The sequence below is a fragment of the Dokdonella sp. genome (assembly GCF_049593775.1).
Taxonomy (GTDB): Bacteria; Pseudomonadota; Gammaproteobacteria; order Xanthomonadales; family Rhodanobacteraceae; genus Dokdonella.
This window is the reverse complement of record NZ_JBAWHJ010000038.1, coordinates 1-9,592: the sequence shown is the minus strand read 5'-3', so window position 1 is coordinate 9,592 and position 9,592 is coordinate 1. Positions and strand designations below refer to the sequence as shown.

13 protein-coding genes and 2 pseudogenes are annotated in these 9,592 nt (G+C 57.8%); 14 read left to right on the top strand and 1 reads right to left on the bottom strand.

Translation table 11 applies throughout. The annotated features are described in order from the left end of the window. Nucleotides 1-26: 26 nt before the first annotated feature. The 8 genes and pseudogenes from WBP53_RS01380 to map all read left to right on the top strand — a co-directional run. Nucleotides 27-152 (top strand): annotated as a pseudogene (locus WBP53_RS01380) (IS3 family transposase); the annotation flags it as partial. A gap of 642 nt (nt 153-794) precedes the next feature. Continuing rightward, nucleotides 795-1,256, top strand: coding sequence for a GNAT family N-acetyltransferase (locus WBP53_RS01375; protein ID WP_423925178.1), 462 nt, complete (start codon nt 795-797; stop codon nt 1,254-1,256). A gap of 104 nt (nt 1,257-1,360) precedes the next feature. Next, complete coding sequence (locus tag WBP53_RS01370) at nt 1,361-1,645, top strand: hypothetical protein (RefSeq protein ID WP_423925176.1); 285 nt, start codon at nt 1,361-1,363, stop codon at nt 1,643-1,645. 58 nt (nt 1,646-1,703) lie between these two features. After that, nucleotides 1,704-2,159 (top strand): hypothetical protein, encoded by a 456-nt coding sequence (locus WBP53_RS01365; RefSeq protein WP_423925174.1) that lies wholly within the window; start codon nt 1,704-1,706, stop codon nt 2,157-2,159. A 902-nt stretch (nt 2,160-3,061) separates the two neighbouring features. After that, a complete protein-coding gene (locus tag WBP53_RS01360; protein ID WP_423925172.1) occupies nt 3,062-3,532 on the top strand; it encodes a DUF7079 family protein in 471 nt (156 codons plus the stop codon). Nucleotides 3,533-3,779: 247 nt separating this feature from the next. Next, the gene (locus WBP53_RS01355) at nt 3,780-4,349 is read left to right on the top strand and encodes a DUF7010 family protein (RefSeq protein ID WP_423925170.1); all 570 of its coding nucleotides are present in this window, start codon (nt 3,780-3,782) and stop codon (nt 4,347-4,349) included. A 312-nt stretch (nt 4,350-4,661) separates the two neighbouring features. Continuing rightward, nucleotides 4,662-5,180 (top strand): hypothetical protein, encoded by a 519-nt coding sequence (locus WBP53_RS01350; protein ID WP_423925168.1) that lies wholly within the window; start codon nt 4,662-4,664, stop codon nt 5,178-5,180. A 154-nt stretch (nt 5,181-5,334) separates the two neighbouring features. Beyond that, nucleotides 5,335-6,081, top strand: a complete 747-nt coding sequence (gene map / locus WBP53_RS01345; RefSeq protein ID WP_423925166.1) for a type I methionyl aminopeptidase — start codon at nt 5,335-5,337, stop codon at nt 6,079-6,081. A gap of 335 nt (nt 6,082-6,416) precedes the next feature. On the opposite strand, the gene WBP53_RS01340 is transcribed toward map, so the two are convergent. Next, a complete protein-coding gene (locus WBP53_RS01340; protein ID WP_423925164.1) occupies nt 6,417-6,701 on the bottom strand; it encodes a hypothetical protein in 285 nt (94 codons plus the stop codon). A gap of 104 nt (nt 6,702-6,805) precedes the next feature. Between WBP53_RS01340 and WBP53_RS01335 the strand changes: the two genes are divergently transcribed. The 6 genes and pseudogenes from WBP53_RS01335 to WBP53_RS01310 all read left to right on the top strand — a co-directional run. Beyond that, a complete protein-coding gene (locus tag WBP53_RS01335) occupies nt 6,806-7,048 on the top strand; it encodes a DUF1272 domain-containing protein (RefSeq protein WP_423925162.1) in 243 nt (80 codons plus the stop codon). 61 nt (nt 7,049-7,109) lie between these two features. Next, on the top strand, nt 7,110-7,571 hold the full coding sequence (locus WBP53_RS01330; RefSeq protein ID WP_423925160.1) for a methyltransferase family protein: 462 nt from the start codon (nt 7,110-7,112) through the stop codon (nt 7,569-7,571). Between the two features lie 135 nt (nt 7,572-7,706). Next, on the top strand, nt 7,707-8,195 hold the full coding sequence (locus WBP53_RS01325) for a DUF2165 family protein (protein ID WP_423925158.1): 489 nt from the start codon (nt 7,707-7,709) through the stop codon (nt 8,193-8,195). Nucleotides 8,196-8,204: 9 nt separating this feature from the next. Further along, nucleotides 8,205-8,488: pseudogene (locus tag WBP53_RS01320) on the top strand (DUF2200 family protein). A gap of 235 nt (nt 8,489-8,723) precedes the next feature. Next, on the top strand, nt 8,724-9,188 hold the full coding sequence (locus tag WBP53_RS01315) for a GNAT family N-acetyltransferase (protein WP_423925156.1): 465 nt from the start codon (nt 8,724-8,726) through the stop codon (nt 9,186-9,188). Nucleotides 9,189-9,303: 115 nt separating this feature from the next. Beyond that, nucleotides 9,304-9,592, top strand: a 289-nt coding sequence (locus WBP53_RS01310; protein WP_423925154.1) for a VOC family protein, incomplete at its 3' end; no start/stop codon positions are given.

Below are 9,592 nucleotides of genomic sequence, written 5' to 3'. Positions count from 1 at the left end.
GTCAGCGAGCGAAGGATGAGAGATCGTTGATCGCCAAGGTTCGGCGTGTGCATCGGGATAGCCGGGAGACCTATGGCAGTCCCCGTGTCCATGCCCAACTGCGCAAGGATGGCGAATCGGTCGGCCGACGTCGCATCGAGCGGCTGATGCGTAATCACGCGGTAAAAGCCTGCTCGGCCACGCTCTATCGGCGATCACCAGGGACGGGCCGCTTCTTCTCCAGCATCGACAACCGGGTCCATGAGCAGGTCATCGATCGATGCGACCAGATCTGGGTAGGGGTCAGTCATCGAGTTGTTCCTGTGCTGCCTACGCGTTGTCTAGTTAGGCGGCGATGCACCGATCGCGAGTTGCTGTGAATTCTCTTGAAGTACGGTTTGACGCATCGTGTAGCCATCAAGCGCACGCGCAACTCGTACTCAATACATCTTGCACCCGAAGATGCGTGCCACGGCAGGTCTTCTTCGCTATCACAGGGGCTGCAAAACGCTTTCCAGATCTCACGGCAACCGTTTCACGGCATCGATCATGGGGACGCAGATCTCGACGGTCACGCTGATCCGGTCATTCGAGAGCACCGGGTTGGCAAGATCTGGATCTGCCACGCCCACTGCAACCGAGATAGACTTCAGGGAGGCTTTCCCTTCCGCTCAAGCTTGTGTAGAACCACCATCGTGGACGCGAGACCGCAGGATGCAGGAAGTCACGTTCTATTCGAACAAATCGACCGCTAGCGCGGCGACACACTTCCAGTGTTGGGCACCCTTGGCGATTCCATGACTACTCTCCGTCGAATGACCGAAGCCGAATTCACTGCATGGCTGGTGTGCTCCATTCCAGAGCACGCAGCCGAGAAAGTCATTGCAGGCCTGTGGACCCAGGAAGAATCTGCAGAACGTTCCCGAGCGGAGCATGAAAAGCTCCTGCCCCTTGGCCTTTCCTCGAAAGGCAATCACTTCTTTTGCATCGTGGGCCCAGACGGTGAGTCTGTGGGAATGCTTTGGTTTGAGGAGCAAGCAAAGTTTGGCCAGCCAATCGCCTACGTCTACAAGGTTGAGGTTGCATCCGGGCACCAGCGCAAAGGGCATGCACGCAAGGCATTCGTGGAACTTGAAAGAAAAATCGAAGCCATGGGTCTGCACGGCATAGCGCTACACGTGTACGGTCACAACTCCGGCGCTCGCTCGCTTTATGCCAGCCTCGGCTTTGTGCCCACCAACATTCACATGTTCAAGCATGTCAGCGGGGGCGCTTGAGCCGAGGTTCCAGTTGATCGCGTTCGATAGTTCAATTACTACGGCAGGCTCCAACAGCAGCCTTACCCAAACCGCAAGAAAAAGCTGACCCTGGGGGTACAACCGTGAACTTCACGTCCGACGAGAAAGCACTGATCTCCTACTTTGCACACCAGGAGGGTTCGTTGAATCGCTGGGGATTCTATTTGGCAGCGCTTGTTCCGATTTTCGCATTCGGAGGCTATGGGCTCCTGCGCCAAGACCTGGTTGCTCTCGGCATGGCATTCTTTGCGCAGCTTGGCTTCCTGCTTTGGCATGTATCGGCAAGTCGGCGCTACAGTCGAATCCTCGCTTCAATCTGTCGCAAGCTCGAAGACGGACATGCCAATGGTCCAGTAGCCGAGTCCTAGCCATTGACTCGAGACGACGCTCTGGCACGCGCGGCTCATACCCGGGATCAGTAGTCACATGCAGCCATCTCGAAAACTGGATGCATCCATCGCAGGTTTCGTTGCGCTCTCGCTGCCGCTTATGGTCCTGTTCGCTGGTGATCCGCTCTTCGTGGGTCTCTGGTACTACCTTGTTGTTTCCGCAAGCGCCCTCGGCCTGGCTGCCGCGTTGCGCACCAAGCCGCTATTTCTTTGTGGCACGTCGTTGGCCGTTGCTACTACCTTTGTGGCCTACATGCTCGTCAACTGGCGCGCAGCGCACCCAGAGGGACTCCTTGTTCTCGGGCACATGAGCTCGCTACCCGGTGCTGTCATTGGCTTGATCCTCGGGGTCATTGCAGCCAGGCGCACCCAGCATCCGGCAACGGTGCTGATGCTTGCACTGATGAGTATTCTGGGCGGCTTCTTCATCAACCAAGTCGTTGTCTGCAACACGCTCATCTGGTGTGGTCCGCTTTCCATGGACATCGGGTAAGGCCATGCCCTTCGTCCATGCAGTCGGCTGCGCCGCCGCACAAGTTCAGTGTTGGGCATCAGAGCATCTGCATGGCATTGGACGCTGGGCATAGATGCTCGTTCAATTCAGGACAAATGCATGAACGCTGCAATCGCTGTCGCTGCCCGGGCTCTTTCCAGGTGCGACACTGTTGCGCACGAAGCTGCCATTGCGGCCGTCCAAATCGGAACGGGTTCGAGTGAAATTGTAGATCTGGAGGCCAGATGGTCCGGCACGTTTGGTGAACGTGACCTGGATGGGATCAATGGCATTGATGGTCAAGGACTCAATCTTGATAGCGCCAGAGGCTGCGCCCATCGTGGGCATTGAAGACATGCGCAGTGCCACCAGGACAATGCTGGATTCCGATGATCAGGTTTCCTGGAAATCGAACTTTGCCAAAATCTCGTCAAACGGGGATATGGCTTGTGACTACGGCCCTGCAATCACGAAACTGGCGGATGGTTCGAGCGTACAAGGCTACTAGCTGGTGGTATGGGTGAAAGAGAATGGCGCATGGAAAGTTGCAGCAGACATGTTCAACTAGGTGGATGATTCCTGCCCAGCTCCAGAGTCCGTTGAAGACGGCGACCCGGGTGCCTATCGGGTGTGCGAGACATGTTGCCGAGCACGTCGGGTGCGACGCTTGCGCGGCAAGGGTGGTCGATGGATTCAATTGCGACCACTTGCCACTATCCGGAATCGGCAGGTGATAACCATGATTGGCATGTACCACTTCGACTCGCCGACACATTCCGAAACTTCGACATCACTGGGCAATCAGGCAGCGCGAACCCGGTCTCGGTTTGCTTCTGTATCGGAGCCAGCCATGAACGCGCATGCGTGCCATGCCGAGACGCGCCTCGCCAGAGTATCCAGCCATGCTGGCCTTCGCTGGTCAGGCGAGCACCGTGCCACGTTGCGCTTGGGGTGGTGTCTTCCTTTCAACGCCGGTCTCCTTGCCCCGGAAGCGGGTTGCCATGGTTGAGCCTTCACTGGATCTGACGGACCGCGTGCCGATCTGGGATGAACTACAGCATTTCTGGATGGATTCGGATCCCGAAGATCAGTTGCAACGAATCGCGGATGCATGTGCCGAGTCGAAGTACGCCATCGAAGAGCTTGAGGCGATTTTCTGGAATGAAGTCCGGCCGGCCTTGTCCTTCAACCTTTGGGGGATGCCAGCGCCTGAGTGGCGCGGGTTCGAGAAAGAATGGCTAAAGACGCGCGTGCTGAAAAAGCACCGGTTTGGCCGCCCCGTGCCACCAAGATGGCTGCACAGGTACGCGAATTCCTGGTGGGGGAAGCTCCAGGTTGAGATTGTGGCGGCGCGAGTTCGGCACTCCGGCTAGCCAGAAATTCGGAAAGACACGCGGGGGCCGTTGCAGGTCAGCTCGGGTTCTGTGATGGATATGTCGTGGCTGGAGCCTCGCAGGCGGGTCGTGCCGGCAAACGGTCACTTCGGCCTGAAGAAAGCGCGAAGCGCGAGATCGAGATGTCCAGTTTGTGCCTGAGTTACGCTTGCACGGTGAATTCGCTGCTTATACAGCAGCGTCTCTTGATGTTCTGGTGCGCCAACGCGCGAGGAGACATGCAGGCATGACAATGTCGATATCGGAAGCACAGGGGGACATGCGGACCGGCTATCTCAGCGGAGGCGCTGGAATCATGGCGTCGGCGCTGGCATGGACCGTGGCGGCAGGCGTCACGATTCTTGGCTCTGCTCAGAATGCAGTCCTGACGCTTCTCATCGGCGGCATGCTGATCCACCCGGTCTCTGTGCTTGTCTGCAGGCTGCGCGGTGCACGTGGAGCCCACACCAAAGGCAATCCGATGGGCGGGTTGGCAGCAGCCAGCACATTCTGGCTCATATTCTGCCTGCCACTGGCTTATGCGCTGGGCTTGCAGCAGCCTGGCTGGTTCTTTGCGGCCATGCTGCTAATCATTGGCGGACGCTACCTGGTATTCGCCACGCTCTACGGCATGCGCCTCTACTGGATGCTGGGCTTGTCTCTGGCCGTCGCGGGATTTGCGATGGGATATTTGGCAGCCTCTGTTCAGATCGTTGCGGCCAGCGGTGCTGTGCTTGAAGCCGTCTTCGCGATCATTTTCCTGATGCTTCACCGGGACTGGGTCCGCGGCAACATGCCGGTCAAGCCCGAACCGTGAGAACCCAGGGTTTGATACTGGCGGCATTTCTCGTGAAATCCACACACCGCAACTCGCAAGGAAAGTCCGTCTGCGCGCTGGCAGCCGGATCTGGCGGGCACGACTTGAGCAGGGAAAGGTTCTGCGCGGCAGGTTCACATCGCCGCGGCAATGTCTGCCGGAAGCGAGGCAGCGTAGAATGGCCAGCGAAATCGTGAGGTGCCTGGAGGCTCCCCGGGGCAACCGGGTGTTTTGCACAATCGGATTGACCAATGGCTGATCAACATGGTCGCCCCTTGAAGATCAGCGAAGGTGCGCATTTCGGGGAAGGTCATGTACATTCCGGCCTGGCTAGTCGTACTTGCTGCCGTGCTCAGCGTCGGCCATTTCGTGTGGACCTTTCTGTTGGCTACGGGGCGCAATCCGCTTCCCTTTCCAGATCGGGGTTCGCGCATCTTCTCTGCCGCTTCAGCGCAGGCCAAGGATGCTGTTGTCGCGTTGCTGGCCGAGCATGGAATTCGCGAGCGGTTTCAGTTCAATACGGGCGGTGTCCAGCGATCGATCATGTGGGATGGAACCATCATCAACCATTCGTCACCTGAGGTTCTGCAGAAGCTTGTTGGCGCGACCTCCAGTATCGGGCTGGTCACGAGCGACCCTGCTGCTAGCGCGCAACGTGCGGCAAGGTTCCTTAAAGCGCGTGGATTCGAGGCTCGCGTCGTGCTGGATGCAGAACCGGATCTGCCTATCGCATTCGTCCTGAGTGACGCAATGCCCGGCACCGTCATCAATTTCCGCAAGCACGTCATTCATCTGCCGCGACCGCAGTCGGCGCCAAGGCAGACAAGCTGAGTATCATCGGTTCATTCGAGGCGAGCGTGATTCGCGGAACGGCCCATACAGGCGCCTGGTCTCATGCGGACAACGATCACGCCATTCCACGACCCATTTGCCGACAACGGCGCTATGCCAACCAGCTGTTACAGACCATGAATCAGGAGCTCCCATGACCATCGAAACAGAAGACGATGTCGTTGCACTAAAACGAATAGGCAGAATCGTTTCATACGTTCTCCATGAGATGCTCGACGCTGCCGAACCCGGCATGACGACGCTCGAACTGGATTCGCTTGGCGGGCAGCTGCTGGAGAAATTCGGCGCACGATCCGCACCGAAACTTGCATATGACTTCCCGGGTTCCACCTGTATCAGCATCAACGAAGAAGCCGCGCACGGTATTCCGGGTGACCGGGTGATTCGACCGGGCGACGTTTTGAATGTCGATGTTTCCGCCGAGCTGGGTGGCTATTTTGCCGATACCGGAGGCACCCGAGTCGTACCGCCGACCAACCCGCAGAAGACGCGTCTATGCCACGCCACCCGCACCGCTCTCGAGCAAGCCATGAAGCAGGCCAGGGCTGGCCAGCCGATCAACGGTATCGGTGCCGCGATCCAGCGAACTGCGAAGACATATGGTTTCAAGATCATCGAGAATCTTGGCAGCCACGGAGTTGGCCGGGCACTTCATGAAGAGCCCGAACACATTCCCGGATACTTCGATCCCGCGGACAGGCGCATTCTGGAAGATGGCATGGTCATCACCATCGAGCCGTTTCTCTCGACAAAGAGCCGCCTGGTAACCGAAACATCGGATGGGTGGACCCTCGTTGGAGCGCGAGGCAACTTGTCCGCGCAGTACGAGCACACGATGATCATCACCAAGGGGGAACCGATCGTCGTCACGCGACACTAGCTGACCGTGACGAATCCCATTGTTTCATCGGGCAGATTGCCTCGCCGGGTCTCGCATCCGCAATTGCTGATCGCGGCGAGCGCATGGGTATCGATGGACGATGCCCTCGCGAGGCGGAGGTCACTCGGCTATCTTCATGACGATGGCGAAACCGCTCAGAAGCCGGACTCGTACTTGCCAACGGGATCCCGTTGCGAGCTCAGGTCTTAGCCGCCAGACAATCCAGCTTGCCCCGGCATCGGACGCCAGAAGCACCCACTGCCGCGCACACGAAGGTCATCCCTGGAACAAGCGATCTGAAACGAGTCGGAAAGTCTTTGGACTCGTTGCTGGCTCTATTCGGAACCAGCCAGGCAATGAAGAGTGAACGCTGCATTTTGTGGAAGGCCCAGGTCGATCACGTAGGCATCGCCGTTTGAATGCCACACGATGACCCACCCACAACCCATGGAAATGGTGCGTAGCTGGGTCTTCGAGCCATATTCCGTGAGCATCTCGAAACCATTGACCACGCGGCCCTGAGCCTGGTGGTGCCTGTGAAGGCGCCCCGGTGAGCGCAGGCCGGGCGTCGAGGCGGCCTGCACCGCACCCCTGATCACACCAAGTTTGGTATCTTCCATGTTCAGGATCGCAACAAGCCATTCTTCAAGGTTACTGCCGAATCAACGGCCAGCCTTGTTCGTACGCAAGCGGCCCATCAGGAAACTCACGCAGGAGGCTGACCATGCTTGAGCTTCGCCCGAATTGTGAACGCTGCGACAAGAATCTGCCGCCAGAGTCCGACGCGGTCATTTGCAGCTTCGAATGCACGGTCTGTGCAGAGTGCGCCAGTGATGTCCTGGCAGGCGTGTGTCCGAATTGCGCTGGCAACCTCACGAAGCGCCCGGTCCGGCCACCGCAACTTCTGATCAAGTATCCGGCTTCCTCCAGGCGCATCGTAAATCTCGGCGGGTGCATGCCGGCCTGAAGACACCTCAATGCCGATGCCGCCTGGCGACACGGCCAATTTCAGGATGGGTGAGCACAGCATGAAATCGCTAGATCACAAGATTCCCCCGCCAGTCATCGCCCTCGCATGCGCGGGGCTGGCCTGGGCGCTTGCGCAGCTGCTGCCAGGAATCACCTATTTGCTGCCCGCTCGCTTGGCTATTGCCGTGATCCTTGTGCTGGCTGGCATTGCACTCGATCTTTCCGGCCTGCTGGTTTTTCGAAAAGCCAGGACCACGGTTAACCCGCTCTCGCCCGAGAAGTCGACTGCGATTGTCCAGGCCGGGCCATACGCATTCACGAGAAATCCGATGTACCTGGGCATGGCTTTCATTCTGCTTGGCGTGTGCGTCTACCTCGGAAATCCACTGTCGCTAGTTGCACTGGTCGTCTTTGTAGCCTACATCACGCGCTTTCAGATCATTCCCGAAGAGCGGTTGCTTCTGGACAAGTTCGGCAAACCGTATGCGCAGTATGTGGACACGGTCAGGCGCTGGATCTGAGGCAACGATCGAAGATGATTTCGGAGCGCTGTTTGACCGATGGAATCGATCATTGCAAACATGAGACCCGAGCCCGGTCAGCAATGTGTTGTCCAAGGCGCGGGTGCAATCCGATATCCGTGGAGGAGAAGGTCGATGGCAATTCGATTTCTGAAAATCGTTCTGGTTGTTTTTGTCGGTTTGCAGGGGTGGTTCTACGTAGCCGGCAACCTTGCAAATTGGGACTCCGGTGTCGGAGCGGTCGCATACGTGCTCGGAATGGAGGGGCACGAGGCCTACGCAGCTCATATCGTTCCGCCAATTACCAGTCCAGCACTGATATCGGTGGCGTTCCTTGTCATCATTCTGGGAGAGTTCCTGATAGGCGCACTTTCGCTGAAAGGAGCATGGGATCTCTGGCAAACCCGGAATCGGGACGCCGACGCATTCAACGGGGCCAAGAGATACGCGATTCTCGGGGCCGGTATGGCGCTTGTGGTCTGGTTTGGCGGTTTCGTCGTGATGGGTGGCGCGCTGTTTCAGATGTGGCAAACCCAGATGGGGTCTGCATCGTTTGATGGCGCCTTCATTTACGCAGCCACAAGCGGGCTTGTACTTTTGTTTGTGAACAGTCCGGATGCATGATCGCCGAGCGTGCCCAACCTCAGGGCATTTCCGCTCCATGTCCAGAACGCGGAACGCAGGAACCGCAAGAAGGATGAAGTCGACGTGATCATTGGCTGGCTCACTGGATACGACCAGGTCGGTCTGAAAAGTCAGATTGAGCGAACAGCAACTTGGACGCATTTTTCGAACGAGCACCTGCGCTCCATCCCGACGCCTCGCTCGTCAAGGGCATGGTATGTGGCGTATGCGTCGAGGATGTGGCTGATCCACTCATGAAGAAGATACGATTTCTCAAACAAGCTGATCGATGAGCTTGCAGAGGGAATGGCAATGAAGAAGATTCTGCGTTGCTGATTAGCCCGCGCCATTCATTCCAGCAGAATTTGCGTCGAGGCTCTGCCATGCGCATGTGTTTTCAAGCATTCTGGGTCAAGCAGGGCGGCTTGCCGCGGACTTCCGACCGATACCATTCCTGTTTGGCTCCAGCGGGCACGGCTGAAAGTTCCACCAGGTTCCGGCGTCAGGCTGGATGACTTCCCCACGACCATGACAATCGAACTTCAAATAGATGACGCATCTGGAGAGGAGGTTCAGGCACTGATCCTCGAGCATCTCTCTGGCATGCACAAAGATTCTCCGCCGGGGCATGTGAATGCGCTGGCGCTGGACAGCTTTCGCGCAACAGACATCACATTGTGGTCGGCCTGGATGGATGGGCGCTTGTGCGGATGCGGCGCATTGAAGGAGCATGATTCGGAAACGGCCGAGCTCAAGTCGATGCGGACGCGCGCCGCGTTCCTTGGACAGGGTGTGGGCCAGGCTGTGCTGGATCAGATCATTCGGACGGCGCGCGTGCGCGGCTACAAGCGGGTGTATCTTGAAACTGGAACAGGTGACTCGTTTGCAGCGGCGCACGCGTTGTATTTGAAGAATGGGTTTAACTGGTGCGGGGCCTTCGGTGACTACAAGGCCACTGATTTCAACGTATTCATGGTCCGCTCACTGGCATAGGCCGAGGCGCGTCGACGCGAGTCAACCCGGCGCACGGTTTTTTGGTCAACCTGATTCACGCGCTGATCCGTAGCGATCAGCTATTCCGGCGCAACACAATCACCACGGGGGTTTCATGAAGCGAGTGACTGGTATTGGCGGCATCTTTTTCAAGGCCAAGGATGCTCCGGGGCTGCAGGCCTGGTACAGGCGGCACCTTGGAATCGATGTGCAGGACTGGGGAGGCACGTCCTTTGCGTGGTCCGACAGTGAAGGCAATCCGGTTTCCGGAACGACCGCCTGGTCCATTGGTTCAGTGCAGGGCGATCCGTTTGCACCCGGCACCGCGAGCTTCATGGTGAATTATCGGGTGGAGGACTTGCATGCACTGGTCAAGGTCCTGCGTGAAGAGGGCTGCAATGTCC

Bases quoted from the DNA above. Each gene is read 5' to 3' on its own strand.
- WBP53_RS01350 (WP_423925168.1), top strand. From the start codon at position 4,662: ATGTACATTCCGGCCTGGCTAGTCGTACTTGCTGCCGTGCTCAGCGTC.
- WBP53_RS01355 (WP_423925170.1), top strand. From the start codon at position 3,780: ATGACAATGTCGATATCGGAAGCACAGGGGGACATGCGGACCGGCTAT.
- WBP53_RS01365 (WP_423925174.1), top strand. From the start codon at position 1,704: ATGCAGCCATCTCGAAAACTGGATGCATCCATCGCAGGTTTCGTTGCG.
- WBP53_RS01340 (WP_423925164.1), bottom strand. From the start codon at position 6,701: ATGGAAGATACCAAACTTGGTGTGATCAGGGGTGCGGTGCAGGCCGCC.
- WBP53_RS01330 (WP_423925160.1), top strand. From the start codon at position 7,110: ATGAAATCGCTAGATCACAAGATTCCCCCGCCAGTCATCGCCCTCGCA.
- WBP53_RS01360 (WP_423925172.1), top strand. From the start codon at position 3,062: ATGCTGGCCTTCGCTGGTCAGGCGAGCACCGTGCCACGTTGCGCTTGG.
- WBP53_RS01325 (WP_423925158.1), top strand. From the start codon at position 7,707: ATGGCAATTCGATTTCTGAAAATCGTTCTGGTTGTTTTTGTCGGTTTG.
- map (WP_423925166.1), top strand. From the start codon at position 5,335: ATGACCATCGAAACAGAAGACGATGTCGTTGCACTAAAACGAATAGGC.
- WBP53_RS01375 (WP_423925178.1), top strand. From the start codon at position 795: ATGACCGAAGCCGAATTCACTGCATGGCTGGTGTGCTCCATTCCAGAG.
- WBP53_RS01335 (WP_423925162.1), top strand. From the start codon at position 6,806: ATGCTTGAGCTTCGCCCGAATTGTGAACGCTGCGACAAGAATCTGCCG.
- WBP53_RS01315 (WP_423925156.1), top strand. From the start codon at position 8,724: ATGACAATCGAACTTCAAATAGATGACGCATCTGGAGAGGAGGTTCAG.